The following is an 18,117-nucleotide window of genomic DNA, read 5'->3' on the forward strand; positions in this document are numbered from 1 at the left end:
GTGAGCCGTGAGCCGTGAGCCGTGAGCCGTGAGCCGTGAGCCGTGAGCCGTGAGCCGTGAGCCGTGAGCCGTGAGCCGTGAGCCGTGAGCCGTGAGCCCAAAAGCCAAACCAACACACAAAGCGCAACAACAAAAACCACCTTCAGCAGCCTAAAAACACCACAACGCCAGATTTGAGAGGCTTTGCGTTTTTTTGCGTTCAAACCCGCAATGTTACGTTGCTATGTAAAGCCAGCAGGTCAAACGGCGGTGCAAGGCCACAAAAGACCTCACACCAAGACAGTCCAAAGAAGCAACCAGGAGCAAGGTTCAGCAGCAGACTTATTCCCCATCTGCCAACATCTATTCCCGCTCCAGAAAAACATATCCCCGAACTCAGTACACCCAGACCCAAGAAAACGCTCAACTCAACCCGGCACCGCACCCATCAGAACAAGAAGATTCCGTTTTAGCCCGATACTGCACGCACCACGACAAAAGCGCGTTCGCATCAGCCCTGCACTTCACCGCAAATACTCCTGTCCAACATGCGACAAGCACAAACGACATTAGCACCCGAAGCAAACGGCCAAACTCAAACCACCTCAAGCCTTCAAATCAAACCAATTCCAAATATCAACCCAATCCCGGCAACCAAATCGCCGCCAACAAAGACTCAAGGAGAACATTACAGGAATAGACCGAGATCAAAACAAGATGCACTATCAAAACCAACACAGACAACCCGACTATCGGTAAAATCCGAGTTCTTTGATAATCGAACAATGAACTTATTAAGTAGATCGCGCTCTGCTGTAGGCTAATTTACATTGCGCAAAGCTAGAATGCACCATCCGGCTTTCACCTAGAAAGGAGGCAAAGGCCGATCACCGACGTAAAAACTGCTCCAACAGGTAGCGCCCGTCATAGTCCCAGTGAGACAACCGGCCAGTATGCCCCATCACTAACAACCCCATGCAATATGCAATCGCACCAGCCGTCCATTCCGGAGATCTTCCTCCAGCACGAGCGCAGCTCTCAATCAAGCCAATCACCCTACTAACTTGCACGTTAAGAACACCATCAAGCTCACGTCCCAATCCAACTCGCTTCAATCCACTGAACACATACAAACCCAAAGCAAGATCATCTGGGCGTCCATTATAGAAATCAAAGAATGCAAGTACACCAGCCTGAGCCTTCTCTTCTATAGATAAGCAGGTTTCAATGGCCTCAGTAACGTTGATATGCAGCTGCTCTAGCGCTTCTTGTAAAACAGCACAGTAAAGCTCTTCTTTGCCATGAAAGTAGGGGTAGATTGCACCGGTTGTACATCCGGCAGTTCTGGCAATGGAGCGCATCGAAGCCCCATCGAGACCTTCTTTTGTGAAAACATCACGTGCAGCATTCACAATGAGCGACCGGCGTGCCCCTCTCAGGTGATCTGCCCGCATTTGGCGGGCATCAACCTTGGTGCTTTCTTGATCATGTAAATCAGGCATCGTTTCTCACATTAAAGAGGCGCATTAATCGGGCGATTAGCGGTCCAATCAAATGTGCCCTGATCACGCTCGCGAACAGCCTGTTTCCAAGACACGTCTTCCGCCCGCTGTTTAAAATTCATACCTTCAGGGCTATGGCGCGTAATACCATCAAAGAGCGTCGCTATCATTTGCGTCTGGTAAAGCCCCATGGACTCAATCGCCTGGTTGATCATGAGTTTTTGCATCATCAGCTGATTTACCGGAATACCAGCCATCCGCTCAGCAAGCTTTTCAACTTCCTTATCAATTTGATCTAAAGGCACAGCTTTATGGATCAGACCAATTCGCTCTGCCTCTCGACCATCAATTTTGTCGCCAGTCAACAGCATGCGTTTTGCACGTTCCGGGCCAAGCCGATAAACCCACATTGCAGTTGTAGGACATCCCCACACTCGGACCGGCATGTAACCAATATGCGCATCCTCTGCCATAACAATCATGTCAGAACACAATGCAATGTCGGAACCACCAGCAACGGCGTGGCCGTGCACTTTTGCAATGACAGGCCGATAACTGCGCCACAACGACATAAATAGATCTGTGTTTTGTTTCATGAAGGCATAATCCTTCATAGGGTCCCAGGGCATTTCCTGAACACCCGGATTACTTCCCTCCGTTTCAGCATAAGCCGTCAGGTCATATCCCGCACAAAACGCAGGCCCATTACCGCCAAGCACAATGACATGAACACCGTCATCTGAGTTCGCCCGTGCCACACAAGCCGCCAGCTCTTGCGGAATATCCATATCAATAGCATTCATCACCTCAGGCCTGTTCAGTGTGATGCGTGCGATACGGCCATCTTTTTCATAAAGTACCTTAGTCATAGTTCCCTTCAATAACGACTCAATAAAAATATAACACCGTTATATTTGAGGGAATTGGCCAATGGGAGAATCCAGCAGCCCAATCAACCTCTGGAATTTTCAGCCCTTAAAGTTGCTCTAAGTACGGTTGAGCATTACGGCCCAACAGCAATACGGGAGTAATCCACCGATCTGGATGAATATATGCTCTCGCCAATTCAGAAATCTCGAAAAACAGCGCGCATTCTAAGTTAGCTACAGGAGAGCACTAGAAAATTATAAGAGGCGGAAACAACAGCTCCCGCCTCAAAACGTCAAAACCACATCATGAAAAATTCGTCTAGAGCTCAAGTCGAAGCTCGGCGCCCTCATTCTTCGCTCGGGAACAGCACAGAACCAGAGTGTTTTCTTTTTCTTTCCCACTCAGCACAAAGTCACGATGCTCTACTTCGGCACCTTGATATTTGGCCGTACAGACCCCGCAAATGCCATCCGAGCATTTGGTTGGCACGGAAATTCCCTTCTCATTCAAGACATCAGCTGCGCTTTTGTCCTCCGGGATCTCAATACGCTCACCCGTTGACGCCAGTTTTACAAAGAAGCTTGTGTTGACATAATCACCCTGATCCGGAACCGAGAAATACTCTTTATGCAAGCTCTCCTCAGACCAGCCTTGAGCAGCAGCAGTCTCCAGCACTCCGTCCATAAAGACATCCGGACCACACGTGTAAACATGATAGCCGTCTTCAAAGTCAGCCAGAATTGTACTCAGATCTGCCCGCGTTCCTTCACTGGAACAATGAATGAACGCCTTATCCGCCCAAGGTGCTCGCTGAATTTCATCGATGAACCCAGCCTTGTGGCGATGACGGAAACAGTAGTGCAACTCAAAAGGCTTCCCAAGCACATGCAAACGATGCGCCATTGCAATCATTGGTGTTACGCCAATTCCACCGCCAAAGAGCAGTGTTTTCTTTGCATCTTCATGCAGCGGAAAATGATTGATCGGCTTGGAAATGAAAACTCGGCGTCCTTCATCGAAGATCCGGTGCATGAGCGCGGAACCGCCGCGCCCCTCTTTTTCTTCCAAAACACCAATCACATATTTACTGTTGTCTGCCGGATTGCCCGCCAGTGAGTACTGGCGCAAAAACTCAGGAGCCACAACAACATCGATATGCGCTCCAGCTTCAAACACAGGCAACGGCGAGCCATCATCCAACATGAACTCGTAGCGGGATACACCTTCCGCTTCCACATCCACCTTAGACAGGCGAACTGCTAAGACCGGTGACGAACTTGCACTGACTTCATAAACAGGAGCCAGGTCATTCGACCCAGCAGCAAGGCGGGCTTTGTATTCCTCAGCTGAAATCATACCCTGATAGGCCTTGATCCCTGCTTCCCGGTCCATCATGAACGGAAATGGCCATGGATGCGGGGCAAGATTGGCTGGATACACCGCCAGCGTCTGATCTTCATATTTAAGATCAAGGTCGAGCTGCAACTCGCGCGCATTGGTCTCTTCAGCGATCACATAATTACCATCACCGCTCGCAACCAGATCCCACCACCACTTTTTGACAGGGTTTATGGATCCGTTGCCAAGCTTGTCATCCAGCTTGGCAAGAACTTTGGCAGAAGATGGCATCTTCATTGCTGTCCAGCGGAACGGAGCTTCGCTGAACAATCCTTCAAGATTCCACGGACAAGTTTTCATGCAGCGACCACACAAGGATCCCGCTGGCTGGGACACACGGTAACGCGCGCATTTCTCAGAGTCTGACTTCCAGATCTCGTAGCCATTGAACATACGTTTCGGCCCAGCTGTGATCGCTCCAGATGGACACTCACGCGCACATTTATTGCAGCTTTCGCAAAAGCGTTGCAAGCCAAAATCAATTGGCTTGTCGTAGGTGAACGGCATATCCGTCGTCACCACACCGGACTTTAAGCGCGGGCCAAGGTAAGGGTTCAAAATAACCTCGCCAATACGGCTCACTTCCCCAAGACCAGAAAGCAGTAACAGCGGTGGCTGAAGAACTTCACCATCAACGACAGAGTGACAGCGGGCCGGATACCCCAGGCGGCGGATTTGTTCGGCAACGATACCGCCAATAATGGAGGTTCGCAGATACGCTCGCATCGACTGTGCGCCGGAGATCCAATCATCCCCGCTTGCGCCCTCCATCGTCTCATGCCCTTGATCCACCAGAATGGAGATCGCGTTTTTATGGTAAGGCGTAATTGGCTCACCGCGTGCATCGTGAGAATAGTAGGCGTGATCTGGGCAGCGGGATAGGCCAACTGCATCAGCACCAAGGAAATAGAGTGCCGACTTTACGTTGGCCGCGTTTTTATCCGGGTCTACCGCACTCGGCGAAACTTCAGCGGCGGTCTCACCATCTTGCAGCAAGATCAGCGCGGCAAGCGCACGGCGGGCGCAGTAACCCATCGGGTTTTTGGCGAGATACCCCCCATTTTTAGCAGCTTCCTGAAGGGGCTTGCCCATGTCACCAAAAAGAGCACGCGCAAACATGTCCGTCCGTTTAGGGACACGCGGCACGCGCGGCTCATCGATAAAGGTCGTTGTCTCATCAACCCGCTTGATCTTCTCAAACGGAAACGCCCCCATGTGGTAATCACGGTTCTCAAACGGTTTGCGATTAAAGGCATTCTTGAATGTCCCCATGCCTAGCTGCCATGCAGGGCCGTGAGAACTCCAGATATCCGCTAGTTTCCGTGGTGCAAGTGGCAGATCAGGTGTCAGTTCAAGCGTGGTCGTCACAGCTGCCAGTGTAAACTCGCGGCCAACATATGGATTGGAAACGACTGTTTCGCCGTCTTTCTCAAGCACCTCCACCAATCCGGCAGAAACCGCCAGCCGGTTCAGATCCACATCAGCACTGCTCGTGGTATGCGCACGCGCCTCAACACCCAACAGGCGCAGGTAGTTGGCCAAAACCACAGCCACTTCAGCCGCACGAATAGCAGAACGCTGTTCACAAGTACCCACAATCCAGTCGCCACCTGGCTCATCAGCTCTCGGCTCACGCGGATGCTCCATCAGCACCACCAGCGCAGAGCCATGATGTGTCACAGGTCCGGGGGTAGATGCGGCACTGTCACGGACATCAGCCATGGTCACGTCAATGCCAGCTGCCAGAGTTTTGGGCTGAAAGGTCTGAAGATCTTTTGCGAGCTTATCCAGATCAGGATTGCGCAGCGACCGCTCAAGAAAATGATCAGAAACCAGATCACAAGTACCCATCATCGTGGCATCGAAGAAGTAGCCAGCAGCTTTGAGGTGATTGGCTCTTTCCTGAGGATCATCCGGGATCTCAGAGAGCTTGGCGTTGTGTGCTCCATCGCGGATCGCATCCATGATCGCGCTGAAGGATGCCATCGAGTTGCTCAGGATCTCTGGATTATCGACCTGTGAGAAAACCATTGGCATCACCTCGGGCACACGCCTCAGATCAACTGCCTCATGCGTTCGCTTCAATCGTTCAGAAGGATATGGCCCAAGATGAACCTTTCTGTTTTTGTAGGAAAACAGACGCATATTACTCTCCCCCGGCCGGCTAGTTTGGCGTTACTATTATGTCCCGGCTTTTTAGTTCTTGCAGTAGCTCAGTCCTCCCCGACCAAACCACTACGAAAATTCATCAATTAACTCTTAGGCATTGCTGAGCTCATGTCAACATTAAGCACCTTCATCACGACGACCTGAAAGAAAACGCGCAACCAGACGACAATATAATTGCCATCAAGATGATCACAATTGAGTTTTTCACTCAAAACACCCAGAATATGAGGAGATACTGCCAGCAGCCTTAAACCCTTCAGACAGACAAATCAGCCTCAATGAAATTCATCCCCGTACGCCGTCATAACGACAGCTTGAACCCATAAAAAACCGCTCGGTTAATGATGAACCGAACGGTTGCTCATGCGACGGCAAGACAGACTGCTACTTAATTTCAATCTCATATGTGTTCCCGCCAGATATGACACGTCCTGCCGAATACATCCGAAATTTGGTCACGACCTTATCTGTGCCCTGAAAGTCTTTATCCGGCGAATAGTACATAATCAGATCGTTCGTCTGTTTACCCGCACATTTGCCAGCTGTCTTTGTCAGTGCAGATCGGGACTGCACAAAACGAACGACACCATGTTCCGGTTTCTTAACAAAAGAGACTTTTGGTAAGGTCGCAGAGCTGCATGTTTCAGGAACGTAATAGCTATAAACGTTAAGTTTTGCAGTACGGTTTGCCGCAACCTGAGACCTGATCAACTCAGCATTTGCACTGAATGAGAACACCACAAACAGGAAGACACAAATGTATTTCATCGCAATTCTCCAAAAATTTAAATCAAATTATATAAACTAGAAAATCGACAAAGCACAATCAAACACATGTAATATTCATATTGAACACACAAGTAGATCTACTCGATAATTTCACACCTATCCTTTACGTAAATCTACATTCCCTTAAATAATCGCGGTGACATTTTAGAATATAAAATCTATTTTTATCTACAAAATCCCATAAACTATTGATTATGCAATGCTCATGCAGATGTTTGCAGTACTTTTGCAACCAAATCATCACGCTCTAATCTTCCATCAAGACGCAATACAGGCATCTGGCATTCTTTCAGCCAGGCCTCATGCCTATGCTGGCTCCTGCCAGAAAAATCGGGTTGCTCATACTGCGATGCCCACTGAAAGAAAGCCTCGTGCGTCTCAAACATGTCACCACCTTCAAGAATGCGATCCCCAAAACGTTCCATTTCTCGTTTTTTCAATCGCTGCAAGCGCTCGTCCTGCGGCACACTGATGAAAACAATAAGCGAGCTCTGAGAGACAAGCTCCTTCGCCCAGCCCTCACAAGCTCCACTCAAAATCCAACCACCTTCGCCCATCGCTGGTTTCATGAGCGCAACCCGCTCTTCTTGAGGCCGTTTTACTGCGAAGGGTGGTTCTGTTTGCTCCCAAAAGTAATCATCAGAATCCACATGAGGAACTGACAGAGCATGAGCAAGTCGATGGCCAAGCGTGGTCGAACCTGCGCATGAAGCTCCGAAGACATAAATACGTCTATGCAATGCAAGAACCTTTATTGCTAAGACAACGAGGATGGAACTCGCGCAGCAAGATCACTGGCAATGCGAACAAGCTCACTTTGAGACCCAAAGCCAGACTTCTCCGTTATTCGTGCCATATGATTGCGCGCAGTATTGTAGCTGATATGCATTTTGTCAGCTGTCTCCCGCATAGACAAGTCAACAACAAGACACAGTTCAGGAAACACTACATCTGAACACCATTCAAATCCTCAGGAACTGTCATCTCACGTTCTGTCGCGGCACCCTTGCAGCCAGGTCACTTGCAAGTCGAACCAACTCACTTTGAGAATTTACAGAAACCTTGTCGGCAATTCGCGCCATATGATTGCGTGCAGTGTTGTAGCTGATCTCCAGAGCGTGAGAGGTCTCACCCACAGATGCCCCACGAACCAGATACTGGAGCAACTCAGCCTCACGTTTGGAAACCCCAAAATAACGTTGAAGATTGTCCAACTCCGCCAAGGGTTGGTCACCCGGATCCATTATCATGCAAAGGAGTGGCTGCGGCCCGCGTACAAAGGGAGCCAGATAAGCAGGCGTCTCTGAGAGCACATTAATAGGCATCACAACAAAGAACGGATTGGGCGCCGCCTCACCATTCAGGACCAGTGGCCCCAGAGGCTTACCAGAAGTCCGACACCGTAAAATCGCATCCTCAAACAGCTTTCGATGCTCATTATGGCGTGAGGAAACCTCCCCATGACGGTCAATAAAGAAACTCTGGCTGGAACTGAAAAATACCTCTGCCTGCTTGTTGGCAAAAGCAACGTGATGCCCTTGGTCCAAAATAAACGCCGCACTTGGAATACGATCCAGCCAGAAGGAGTAGGCGTCAGTCAAACCACGTCTTTGCTCAAGATGCAACGCAACCGAAAACGCACTTTGAAAATGAGGTCTGACAGTTTCAAGAGTTTTATCAAGCTGCATTGCATCAGGACCATCAAAATCAGATTGCACCGCTACAGAAACCATGGCCGCATCCACCCCCTGACGGTGGATCATAAAGCCCCGTAAGCGATCAAACACTCCATAATCGCTAAAGACCAGATCAAAAAATTCGGTATCCCGGATTTCATCTTGGCTGATGAAGTCCTCGGTATGAATTAAGGCATTCAATGGAGCAAATTTAGCAAATCGGGGCAATGGATTGCTCTGGCCTGCAGCAAGCATTTTTGCTTCCATATCCTCTTTTGTATTGAGGAAAGCCATATGCTGATATTCAAGTGAATTGAGTGAGACAATCTTGTAACAGAGCATGGTTTCACGAAAAGAAGATGCCACAGGCTCAAAAGCCTGCCCAATATCTTCACCAAGAGCGATATTGGCATAAAGCCGCTGGACCATTTCATCGTGTATGCTTTGCATCACCCCACCCGAATCGGACAAAAATCGCTTCTGTCTCAACGTAAATTAAATAGTAAAATTTTCAGATATCAATAAAATTGAAGAATATTTTCTTTGAATCGCCATAAATGGAAGATTCAGACTAGAAATACCCTTGTAATATAATGGGAAATCTCAGTTATTCATGACAAATACAAATAATTGAAACTACTCTCTACCAGTATCAGTGGGTCTCAAAACCAGACGCGTGATGATGGCATCCTGTTGTTCTTCAAGAGTAAAATCCCAGCCCATCCGTCGTGCTATGCGTTCGCAAAGTGAAAGGCCGAAGCCAAAGCTTTCCTCATAAACCGAGGTAGCATCCGCTTTGGTGCCAGCTGAAACGGGGTTTTCAATCTCAAAGACCCCATTTTGATAACTAATTTTGATCTCACCCTTTTGGGCATGTTGAAACGCGTTACGGATCAGATTGCCAAACAAGATCAGCAAAGGTGCTTTAGGCAGCTCCGCCTCATCCTCACTCAAATCCAGCACTTCCGTGAGTGGCTTATTGCCCTTCAGATAAGACAGTTCTTCAATGCACCCTACAATTAGCTTTGCTGGCACGAGCTTCTCAACTCGCGGCGGTGCAGAGCTTTCCCTGCCCAGCCAAAGCAAAGTCTCTACAATGATGCGCATGTTCAAATTAGCCCGCTGAATACGCTCCACGGGCACAGTATCCTCAGAACCACTTTCCTGGCTCTTCAGCAGCGCAATATTGCCGGCAATCACCGTAATCGGCGTCCGCAACTCATGGCTCGCATAACGCAGGAATGTCTGTTCACGTTCAACAAACTCAGAAATACGGGAAACAGTGTATGTGAGCTTCACAGCGAGATTATTCAATTCGCGGAACCTGAAGTTGGGCGGTGTCTCACCCACATTCTCAGCATTCAATGACTGCGCCCAGTTTTCCAGATTCTGGATCGGCCGGATCAACCGCTTAGATAAAATGCGCGCACTCACAAAGGTGGCGAGTAGGTTGACGACCCCTACAATTGCAAAGGCAAGAAGGACCACCTGATCCTCTTCGGAGCCCTCCAGATATTCTTCTGTACTCTCAAGCGTGGTGTAAAGGTTGCGGCCATCTTCCAGCGGATAGATGTACAGATAGAGATAATAGGTCTCCTTGCAGTTTCCCTCAGCATCACAACCTCGATCTTCATCATCGTAATACAGTTCCAGCGGCTCCAATGGCTCCTCTTTGAAACGACGAGACATTTCAGCAGGCAACGCTTCAAGCGAAAAGGCACTCTGAATAAGGTAGGTCTCAGGCAGCGGAGCATCAGGATTTGCCTTTACGGCCTCCTCGTAACTTTCGCCCAGATCCTCAAGTAGGTAGATGATGCTCTCATCTGAGCCAGCTACAAAGAAGATTGGCAGTAAAAACGTGTAGACCAGCAACAGCAGAATAACGCCCAGAAAGAAAGCGATACCAAGTTCACGAAAAATGCTGCGTCCGCGCACTCTGGCTGCTTTCTTACTCACCATCCACTTTCTCCCTCAGGCTATAGCCCCCGTTTGCATCTCGGCAGATAATTTCAGATTCGACAGGGCGTTGGATTTGCTGACGAAGTTTGTACAAATGCACATTAAGGCTGTTGCTCTCTGGTGGCTCATCCCCCCACAATCCACGCTCCAATTGCTCTCGGCTCACCGAGGCTGGGCTATGTTTGCTCAAAATACCCAGTATCTTCCAGGCCGTCGGAGAAAGGCGCAAAACACGATCGCCACGCTTTGCAATATTTCGGGCAAAATCCACCTGCAGATCAGCAACCTCAAACAGCTTCGCCTTCGCGCTCCGCCGTCCGGAAAGCGCCCGCAGTCTCACAACCAGTTCCTCAAACGCAAAGGGTTTGACCAGATAGTCATCCGTCCCGGCTTCAAATCCAGCCAACTTGTCAGAAAGTTCATCACGCGCAGTCAGCATCAGAACTGGGCGGTCAATACCTTCCCGGCGCAGCGTTTCACAAACTGTAAGACCATCCATCTTAGGCAATGTCAGATCAAGAATGATAACGTCAAAATATCCCTGCCGCGCAAACTCGAGACCCGCCTCACCATTGTAAGCGTGATCGCAACTGATACCGTGGATTTTCAACACATCAGCAATCGTTCCAGCCAAATCCAGGTCATCTTCAACCAGCAGCGCAAGCAGGTTTTCAGTCTCATTCGTTGCCATCATTTTACCTGCCAAACTCGCCAATCAATTCCGCCAATTGAACACATCCATACTGTAGCAGCATGTGCCTCACACCCAGCCACATTGTGTTTACAACATATTCCTGTAGAGCAAGCCCAATAACCAACGAGTGAACGCTGCTGTATTTTTCACCCATGCTGCATATTTACGTAAGCCGCGAGTTACTCGTATATATGCCAGACCAACTGCAAACTCCGAGAACTCTTGAGACGTTAGTATGTCGATAAAAATGAAACCCAAGTCCTATGGCCCGCTGACGGTCGCGTCGCATGAGTGTGGACAGTTCTGGGTGACCAATGAGTTCGGTCATCAATACTCCGCAGGCTACGGAGACTCCGATGAGTTCTCTGCCCCCTCAGACCTGATCATGTCTGCCCTTGGGTCGTGCATGGCAATCTCTTTGGAGATGGTAGCCAGGCAACAGAAGGTCTCACTCGGAAATGTCTACATCACCGTAAAGGCTGAAAAAGCATCCACGCTGCCTCACCGCTTTGGCAGCTTCCACTTGGAATTTGCTCTCCCTGAATTTGAGAACCGCGAGAAAGCAGAGATCCTGATCAAAGCCGCCAAAGAGATATGTACGGTTTCCAACACACTAAACGCGGAAATCCACCTCTCACTCGTCTAAGGAAGCCTTCGCCACAGCAAAAAGCCCAAGGCAGGCTGCCTCGGGCTAGACGTCCCACGGTACCAAGAGAACGCGTTAGATCATCCGCCGTGCACTGCCAGCAATGCGGATAGAGCTACCGGCCTCAGCAGGAATTTCTGCCGAAATGAGTGACTTCGCTCCCATATCTTCTCCCTGCACAATCCGGATTTCACCACCATGTGCCCAGCCAATATCCCGCAGGTAACCAGAAAACGCCGCAGCAGCAGCACCCGTGGCCGGGTCTTCAAACACGCCAGCTGACGCAAACGCATTGCGCACATCAAACTCTTGCAGCCCGCGAACATGAACCAGCATGATCGTCACTAGGCCCAGCGTAAGCATGAAATGCTTCATGGCTTCCAGGTCATAGGCCATTCCAGCCAGCTTGGCTCTGTCACTCAAAGCGAGCACCAAATGGTCAGCTCCACCATGAATGCGAGCTGGTGGAATGCGAAAGTCTAAATCACTTTCATTCAAACCAAGCAGTCCAAGCAGCTCAGCTTTCACTTCATCTTCCAAACCCGCACTCTTGGTCTGTGGAGATTGCAAAGCAGCTTGTAGCTGCCCATTCTCCAGCCAGCTCTCAACAGAGATGACGGTTTCGTTTAGTTCAAGCTGATGCGTTTTTCGACCATGCTGCTGAGCCAGCACCGCGCCTAGCGCGATCGTTGCATGCCCGCAAAACGGCACTTCATTTTCTGGCGAAAAATACCGCACCCGATACCCGTCTTTATCAGCAAGAGGCACCGCGTACACGGTCTCGGAATATCCGAGATCAGCCGCAATAGACTGCATCTGCGCATCAGGAAGCATCACATCCCCCACCAGCACGCCAGCAGGATTGCCACCTTCCTCTCCATGAGAAAACGCCGAGATATGTTGAAGCGCTAAAAGATCTGTCTGCATAAGAACCTCCAATCGTCAGGACTGAAAAAATAACCAGCAACAGCTCTATGAAATATAGAAAAAGAAAGGCAAATTACACTTTCTGCCTTCACAAAATAAAGCGATCAGACGAAAGTACCTAAAGAGATGAAACAGCTGGATGAAACTGCCTGCAAAATCCTTGAGATCCTGGAGCGAGACGGCAGAATCTCTATCAGTGAACTGGCCAGCCGCATCGGCCTCTCCGCCCCCAGCACCACAGAGCGTGTCCGCAAGCTGGAGCAGGACGGCATCATCACAGGCTTTACGGTAGAGATAAACCCAAAGGCACTCGGCTATAGTCTGGAAGCAATCGTCCGCATCCAACCAAGTCCCGGCAATCTGCACGTCGTAGAGCAACTCATCCTCAACGAGCCCCGCTTCACCTCCTGCGACAAGGTCACCGGAGAAGACTGCTTCGTCACCCGCATCTACCTAAAAGACGTCAGCGAACTAGACAACCTGCTCGACCCCCTCCACGAAAAAGCAATGACCAACACCTCAATTGTGAAGGCTTCCCCGATTAAGAACAGGATAGTACCATTACGATGAGTACGACTTGAGCCAATTGAGTAAACTCAGCACAAGGTATTCGAATGAAAATCTTTTTGACATCATTCATAATTTTACTTTTTGCTGCAAACTACCAAGCCAATGCGGCATCTGTTTCGAGCCTATTGAGTAAGGATAAGTGCATCAAACTCAGCACCTTACTTGAAGTGGACATGGAAAGATATCTCGAAGAAAAAGAACGCCGCTCGATGAGTGACAACCCATGCGATGCATTTGGCCTTCTGTATATCCTCGGCCTTGGTCTCCAGCCACCTCCATCAAACCAATTCGATATAAATGTAGGTGATGGATACCAATTCTACTACTTCTCCAGAGTATACCTTATGAAGAAAGCAAAACCCGTAGATACACCTGAGCGTATGAAAGACTTAAACGTTTTACGAAGTTTTGCCCTAGCAGCATTATCAGACGAGGCATTCAAGATCTCCGAGGAGAGAAAAGATGTCTACCGGGCGTTTCACTTAAGAGAGCTTTTGTTTGATACAAAAAGCTCAAGTACAGAGAGTCGTGAGCTTCTAAATAGCTTTATTGATATATACGCCTATGAGGTAACATTTAGGACTTGGGGCGAGGTGGACTGCTTCATCAAACATGACATTCCGAAGTACTCTGTCGAAGAAATAAAAAAATCATCTAGCTTTCTACACTGCATTCAAAATTTACAGAAAGAAGAAGACGGCTAGAAACGCAGCTTATTCTCAGTACCGGAGAGCAGTCTACCAATATTCGCACGGTGCTTGGCAACGATCATAAACGCCATCACAATCGCGAAAATCTGGAAGTAGATCGTGTGACCAAACACCGGAATAAAAGAAAGCACAACGAACAGCAATGCAGCGCAGATCGAGCCCAGAGAGACAAAGCGGGTCGCGGCAACAATCACCACGAAAGAGCCAAGGCAGCTTAGTGCGATAATCGGGTCCAGCATGAAAAGCACGGCAGCTGCAGTCAACACGCCTTTGCCGCCTCTGAAACCGAAAAACACCGGCCAGTTGTGCCCAACAATGGCACCTGCCCCGGCAAGCAGCATGCTTACACTGTCTACCGCCACACCTGAACCTGCATAAACACCCAGATACAGGCCAACCAGACAAGCAGCAACGCCTTTCAGGATATCTCCGACAAGAACAAGCAGTGCAGCAGGTTTGCCATGCACGCGCAGTGCATTGGTGAGCCCGGCAGATTTGCTGCGATACTCCCGTATGTCCTTGCCGTACATCTTCCCAGCCAGCACTGCCGTGCTGATACTGCCCAGCAGATAGCCAGCTCCAAGAGCTGCAAAAAGCTTAACCAGATCAATCACAAGAATAGCCCTTAGCCCACAACGCCTTGCAGCACCATCTTCTGGTGCACCTCGATAATCTCATCGATACTAAGGCGTCCGTCAGGGCGATACCAGAAGCAAACGCCGGTCAGCATGGCGATGATAGCAAAGGCGGCAACTTCCAAATCCACAGAGGGAAACACACCCGCCTTTACACCATCGGACAGAATGCGCCGCAGATTGGCCTCGTACTGGCTGCGCTTGGTCACCACATCAGCCCGATAGTCCTCACCAAGTGAACGCAACTCCAGATTCGCAATCACAACGTCTGCACGGCGCTCAATATGATAGCGAATGTGAAACGCAACAAACGCCTTGAGACGGGAAACGGGATCATCGCCCTTGCCCTCCAGCTTCTCCCAGTTCTCAATCAGGCTGATCATATGCTGGTTCATCAGCGCCTGAAGCAGCTCGTCCTTGCTCTCAACATAGCGATAGACAGACCCCGGCTGTACGCCCACCTCAGCAGCAAGCTGGCGAAGCGTCATCGCCTCAAAGCCCTTGGCTTCAATCAGCTTTTTCGCTGCTGCGTAAATCGCAGTTTTTGTATCTGCACCAACGGAGCCTTTGGTTCGTGCCACGGTCTAAACCTTTTCCAATCAATCAGGAGACGCAATGTTTCAGCGCATGCCCGAGCGATGCCTAGCAGTTTTCGGGAAAGAATACGCAACAGGAAATGCGCCCTAAGGGTTATTGCATAGTAGCTGAGCCCCTGCTATTAATCAAACGAACGTTCGTTTAATTAATTTACGATCCACTGGGAAGCTCGTTAAAGAGCGTGGATTGCAGAGCTTCGGTAGCAGGAGGAAGCGCCGTGTTTGACGCTGTAATGAATTTTGGTCTTGGTGAAGATATTGACGCTCTGCGCGAAACCATTCGCCGTTGGGCACAAGACAAGCTAGCGCCGCGCGCCGCTGAGATCGACGAGACCAACGAGTTCCCCAATGATCTCTGGAAAGAGATGGGGGACCTTGGTGTGCTTGGCATGACAGCCGACCCGGAATACGGCGGCACCGGCATGGGCTATCTCGCCCACGTTGTTGCGGTTGAGGAAATCTCCCGCGCCTCCGCATCTGTTGGCCTGTCCTACGGTGCACATTCCAACCTCTGCGTAAACCAGATCAACCGTCATGGTACTGCTGAGCAAAAAGCAAAGTACCTGCCAAAACTTTGCTCTGGCGAGCATGTCGGCTCTCTGGCCATGTCCGAGCCCGGCGCAGGCTCCGATGTTGTTTCCATGAAGTTGCGCGCTGAAAAGCGCAATGATCGCTACGTGCTCAACGGCAACAAAATGTGGATCACAAACGGCCCTGACGCCTCCACTCTGGTGGTCTACGCAAAGACTGATCCGGATGCTGGCCCCAAAGGCATGACAGCTTTCATCATCGAAAAAGGTATGAAGGGCTTCTCCACCGCGCAAAAGCTGGACAAGCTCGGCATGCGCGGCTCCAACACGTGTGAGCTGGTCTTTGAAGACTGCGAAGTCCCATATGAAAACGTCCTTGGTGAAGAAGGCCGCGGTGTAAACGTGCTCATGTCCGGCCTGGACTACGAGCGCGTTGTCCTTTCCGGTGGCCCACTCGGCATCATGGCAGCAGCTATGGACATCGTCGTGCCTTACATCCACGAGCGCAAACAGTTCGGCAAAGCCATCGGCGAGTTCCAGCTGATGCAGGGCAAACTTGCAGACATGTACACACTGATGAACGCCTCCCGTTCCTACGTGTACGCCGTCGCAAATGCGTGTGACCGCGGTGAAACCACCCGTAAGGATTCCGCTGGCTGTATCCTCTATTCTGCAGAAAACGCAACCAAACTGGCACTGGAAGCAATCCAGTCCCTCGGCGGCAATGGTTACATCAACGAGTACCCAACCGGTCGCCTGCTGCGTGATGCAAAACTCTATGAAATCGGCGCAGGCACCTCAGAAATCCGCCGCATGCTGATTGGTCGTGAGCTCTTCCAGGAAACCAAGTAATGGCTGTCATCAAGTCTCAGGCTGCAACGGGTTCGGAAAGCTATAAGAACAACCGCACCCTGCACCTCGCCGCAATGGATGAGGTCCGCGCCGCAAGCCAGCAAGCTCTGTTGGGTGGGGGCGAAGGTCCTCGCGAACGGCACGTGTCCCGTGGAAAAATCCTTCCGCGTGAGCGCGTTGCCCGTTTGATCGATCCCGGCTCTCCGTTTCTGGAAGTCGGTCAATTCGCTGCCCACAACATGTATGAGGGCGCTTCGCCTTCAGCAGGCATTGTCACCGGCATCGGTCGGGTCAACGGCATCGAATGTATGATCGTTGCCAATGATGCCACGGTAAAAGGCGGTACCTATTATCCGCTGACGGTGAAGAAGCACCTCCGCGCCCAAGAAATTGCCATGGAGAACAATCTCACATGCATTTACTTGGTGGACTCCGGCGGCGCTAACCTGCCTCAGCAGGATGAGGTGTTCCCGGACAAAGAACACTTTGGCCGCATCTTCTACAATCAAGCCAACATGTCCGCAAAGGGCATTCCGCAAATCGCGGTGGTCATGGGCTCCTGCACTGCTGGCGGCGCCTACGTGCCAGCCATGTGTGATGAGACCATCATCGTGAAAGAGCAAGGCACCATTTTCCTCGCCGGTCCTCCACTGGTGAAAGCCGCCACGGGCGAAGTGGTTTCTGCTGAAGACCTGGGCGGTGGGGATGTTCACACCCGCCTCTCCGGTGTGGCAGACCACTTGGCCCGTGACGACGCTCATGCGTTGGCGCTGGCCCGTCAGGCCGTGTCCAATCTCAACCGTCGCAAGCCAGACCAGCTCCTGCTGCAAACGCCGGAAGATCCGCTTTACGATCCGGAAGAGATCCTCGGCGTTGTCCCGGCAGACCTGAAAACACCATATGATGTGCGCGAAGTCATCGCCCGTGTGGTGGACGGCTCTCGCTTTGATGAGTTCAAAGCCCGCTACGGCACCACGCTCGTCACCGGTTTCGCTCACATCCACGGCATGCCTGTCGGTATCATCGCCAACAACGGTATTCTGTTCTCAGAAGCTGCGCTGAAAGGCGCCCATTTTGTGGAGCTGTGCTGTCAGCGTAAGATCCCGCTGGTCTTCCTGCAAAACATCACCGGCTTCATGGTCGGGCAAAAGTATGAGGCAGGCGGCATCGCAAAAGACGGCGCTAAACTGGTAACAGCCGTAGCCTGCGCAAAAGTTCCAAAAATCACCATGCTCATTGGCGGTTCCTTCGGCGCTGGCAACTACGGCATGTGTGGCCGTGCTTACTCACCGCGCATGCTCTGGACATGGCCAAGCTCCCGCATCTCCGTCATGGGCGGCCCTCAGGCAGCAGGTGTGCTGGCAACAGTGCGCCGTGACGGCATTGAGCGCAAAGGCGGAACTTGGTCTGCAGAAGAGGAAGCAACCTTCAAACAGCCGATCATTGATCAGTTTGAAGAGCAGGGGCACCCGCTCTACGCCTCCGCACGCCTCTGGGATGACGGCATTGTCGACCCGCGCAAAACCCGTGACGTCCTGGCACTGTCCATCGCAGCAAGCCTCAACGCACCAATCGAAGACACGCCCTTCGGCGTCTTCCGCATGTAAGGGGCTCG

At 50.7% G+C, this 18,117-nt stretch carries 17 protein-coding genes; 5 read left to right on the top strand and 12 right to left on the bottom strand.

Features of this window, described 5'->3' with window-relative positions:
- Nucleotides 1-866 precede the first annotated feature (866 nt).
- From PPL9_RS25850 to PPL9_RS25890, 9 genes are all read right to left on the bottom strand, one after another.
- Nucleotides 867-1,481: a TetR/AcrR family transcriptional regulator gene (locus PPL9_RS25850; RefSeq protein WP_057465407.1), complete on the bottom strand. Its 615-nt coding sequence runs from the start codon at nt 1,479-1,481 to the stop codon at nt 867-869.
- 11 nt (nt 1,482-1,492) lie between these two features.
- The gene (locus PPL9_RS25855) at nt 1,493-2,350 is read right to left on the bottom strand and encodes a crotonase/enoyl-CoA hydratase family protein (RefSeq protein ID WP_057465408.1); all 858 of its coding nucleotides are present in this window, start codon (nt 2,348-2,350) and stop codon (nt 1,493-1,495) included.
- A 319-nt stretch (nt 2,351-2,669) separates the two neighbouring features.
- On the bottom strand, nt 2,670-5,894 hold the full coding sequence (locus tag PPL9_RS25860; protein ID WP_057465409.1) for a 2Fe-2S iron-sulfur cluster-binding protein: 3,225 nt from the start codon (nt 5,892-5,894) through the stop codon (nt 2,670-2,672).
- A 408-nt stretch (nt 5,895-6,302) separates the two neighbouring features.
- Nucleotides 6,303-6,686 carry a hypothetical protein gene (locus PPL9_RS25865; protein ID WP_057465410.1) on the bottom strand — a complete coding sequence of 128 codons (384 nt, stop codon included), beginning with the start codon at nt 6,684-6,686 and terminating at the stop codon, nt 6,303-6,305.
- Nucleotides 6,687-6,910: 224 nt separating this feature from the next.
- A complete protein-coding gene (locus PPL9_RS25870) occupies nt 6,911-7,447 on the bottom strand; it encodes an AAA family ATPase (protein ID WP_057465411.1) in 537 nt (178 codons plus the stop codon).
- 17 nt (nt 7,448-7,464) lie between these two features.
- Nucleotides 7,465-7,653: a helix-turn-helix domain-containing protein gene (locus tag PPL9_RS25875; RefSeq protein WP_057465412.1), complete on the bottom strand. Its 189-nt coding sequence runs from the start codon at nt 7,651-7,653 to the stop codon at nt 7,465-7,467.
- Nucleotides 7,654-7,687: 34 nt separating this feature from the next.
- Nucleotides 7,688-8,833, bottom strand: a complete 1,146-nt coding sequence (locus PPL9_RS25880) for a helix-turn-helix transcriptional regulator (RefSeq protein ID WP_057465413.1) — start codon at nt 8,831-8,833, stop codon at nt 7,688-7,690.
- Between the two features lie 186 nt (nt 8,834-9,019).
- Complete coding sequence (locus PPL9_RS25885; RefSeq protein ID WP_208989645.1) at nt 9,020-10,342, bottom strand: HAMP domain-containing sensor histidine kinase; 1,323 nt, start codon at nt 10,340-10,342, stop codon at nt 9,020-9,022.
- Nucleotides 10,332-11,033, bottom strand: a complete 702-nt coding sequence (locus PPL9_RS25890) for a response regulator transcription factor (RefSeq protein WP_057465414.1) — start codon at nt 11,031-11,033, stop codon at nt 10,332-10,334. Before PPL9_RS25890 ends, PPL9_RS25885 begins: the two co-directional genes overlap by 11 nt.
- 238 nt (nt 11,034-11,271) lie before the next feature.
- On the opposite strand from PPL9_RS25890, the gene PPL9_RS25895 reads away from it, so the two are divergent.
- Nucleotides 11,272-11,682, top strand: coding sequence for an OsmC family protein (locus PPL9_RS25895; RefSeq protein ID WP_057465415.1), 411 nt, complete (start codon nt 11,272-11,274; stop codon nt 11,680-11,682).
- Nucleotides 11,683-11,757: 75 nt separating this feature from the next.
- Here the strand turns inward: PPL9_RS25895 and PPL9_RS25900 are convergent, their stop codons facing one another.
- Nucleotides 11,758-12,609 (bottom strand): PhzF family phenazine biosynthesis protein, encoded by an 852-nt coding sequence (locus PPL9_RS25900; RefSeq protein WP_057465416.1) that lies wholly within the window; start codon nt 12,607-12,609, stop codon nt 11,758-11,760.
- A 126-nt stretch (nt 12,610-12,735) separates the two neighbouring features.
- On the opposite strand from PPL9_RS25900, the gene PPL9_RS25905 reads away from it, so the two are divergent.
- Complete coding sequence (locus tag PPL9_RS25905) at nt 12,736-13,179, top strand: Lrp/AsnC family transcriptional regulator (RefSeq protein ID WP_057465417.1); 444 nt, start codon at nt 12,736-12,738, stop codon at nt 13,177-13,179.
- 44 nt (nt 13,180-13,223) lie between these two features.
- A complete protein-coding gene (locus PPL9_RS25910) occupies nt 13,224-13,883 on the top strand; it encodes a hypothetical protein (RefSeq protein ID WP_057465418.1) in 660 nt (219 codons plus the stop codon).
- Here the strand turns inward: PPL9_RS25910 and plsY are convergent.
- Together plsY and PPL9_RS25920 are read right to left on the bottom strand one after the other, a co-directional pair.
- On the bottom strand, nt 13,880-14,503 hold the full coding sequence (plsY, locus tag PPL9_RS25915; RefSeq protein WP_057465419.1) for a glycerol-3-phosphate 1-O-acyltransferase PlsY: 624 nt from the start codon (nt 14,501-14,503) through the stop codon (nt 13,880-13,882). The two genes, PPL9_RS25910 and plsY, sit on opposite strands and share 4 nt — an antisense overlap.
- A gap of 11 nt (nt 14,504-14,514) precedes the next feature.
- A complete protein-coding gene (locus tag PPL9_RS25920) occupies nt 14,515-15,105 on the bottom strand; it encodes a TetR/AcrR family transcriptional regulator (RefSeq protein ID WP_057465420.1) in 591 nt (196 codons plus the stop codon).
- Nucleotides 15,106-15,353: 248 nt separating this feature from the next.
- Between PPL9_RS25920 and PPL9_RS25925 the strand changes: the two genes are divergently transcribed.
- Together PPL9_RS25925 and PPL9_RS25930 are read left to right on the top strand one after the other, a co-directional pair.
- Nucleotides 15,354-16,502, top strand: coding sequence for an isovaleryl-CoA dehydrogenase (locus PPL9_RS25925; RefSeq protein WP_193757840.1), 1,149 nt, complete (start codon nt 15,354-15,356; stop codon nt 16,500-16,502).
- Nucleotides 16,502-18,109 (top strand): carboxyl transferase domain-containing protein, encoded by a 1,608-nt coding sequence (locus PPL9_RS25930; protein ID WP_057465422.1) that lies wholly within the window; start codon nt 16,502-16,504, stop codon nt 18,107-18,109. Before PPL9_RS25925 ends, PPL9_RS25930 begins: the two co-directional genes overlap by 1 nt.
- The last annotated feature ends 8 nt before the right edge of the window (nt 18,110-18,117 follow it).

Origin of the sequence: Pseudovibrio sp. POLY-S9 (assembly GCF_001431305.1) — a bacterium.
Lineage (GTDB): Bacteria > Pseudomonadota > Alphaproteobacteria > Rhizobiales > Stappiaceae > Pseudovibrio.

Excerpts from the sequence above, each read along its gene's own strand:
- PPL9_RS25855 (WP_057465408.1), bottom strand. The coding sequence starts at position 2,350 with ATGACTAAGGTACTTTATGAAAAAGATGGCCGTATCGCACGCATCACA.
- PPL9_RS25865 (WP_057465410.1), bottom strand. The coding sequence starts at position 6,686 with ATGAAATACATTTGTGTCTTCCTGTTTGTGGTGTTCTCATTCAGTGCA.
- PPL9_RS25860 (WP_057465409.1), bottom strand. The coding sequence starts at position 5,894 with ATGCGTCTGTTTTCCTACAAAAACAGAAAGGTTCATCTTGGGCCATAT.
- PPL9_RS25905 (WP_057465417.1), top strand. The coding sequence starts at position 12,736 with ATGAAACAGCTGGATGAAACTGCCTGCAAAATCCTTGAGATCCTGGAG.
- PPL9_RS25885 (WP_208989645.1), bottom strand. The coding sequence starts at position 10,342 with ATGGTGAGTAAGAAAGCAGCCAGAGTGCGCGGACGCAGCATTTTTCGT.
- PPL9_RS25880 (WP_057465413.1), bottom strand. The coding sequence starts at position 8,833 with ATGCAAAGCATACACGATGAAATGGTCCAGCGGCTTTATGCCAATATC.
- PPL9_RS25890 (WP_057465414.1), bottom strand. The coding sequence starts at position 11,033 with ATGGCAACGAATGAGACTGAAAACCTGCTTGCGCTGCTGGTTGAAGAT.
- PPL9_RS25850 (WP_057465407.1), bottom strand. The coding sequence starts at position 1,481 with ATGCCTGATTTACATGATCAAGAAAGCACCAAGGTTGATGCCCGCCAA.
- PPL9_RS25895 (WP_057465415.1), top strand. The coding sequence starts at position 11,272 with ATGTCGATAAAAATGAAACCCAAGTCCTATGGCCCGCTGACGGTCGCG.
- PPL9_RS25900 (WP_057465416.1), bottom strand. The coding sequence starts at position 12,609 with ATGCAGACAGATCTTTTAGCGCTTCAACATATCTCGGCGTTTTCTCAT.
- PPL9_RS25925 (WP_193757840.1), top strand. The coding sequence starts at position 15,354 with ATGAATTTTGGTCTTGGTGAAGATATTGACGCTCTGCGCGAAACCATT.
- PPL9_RS25930 (WP_057465422.1), top strand. The coding sequence starts at position 16,502 with ATGGCTGTCATCAAGTCTCAGGCTGCAACGGGTTCGGAAAGCTATAAG.
- PPL9_RS25910 (WP_057465418.1), top strand. The coding sequence starts at position 13,224 with ATGAAAATCTTTTTGACATCATTCATAATTTTACTTTTTGCTGCAAAC.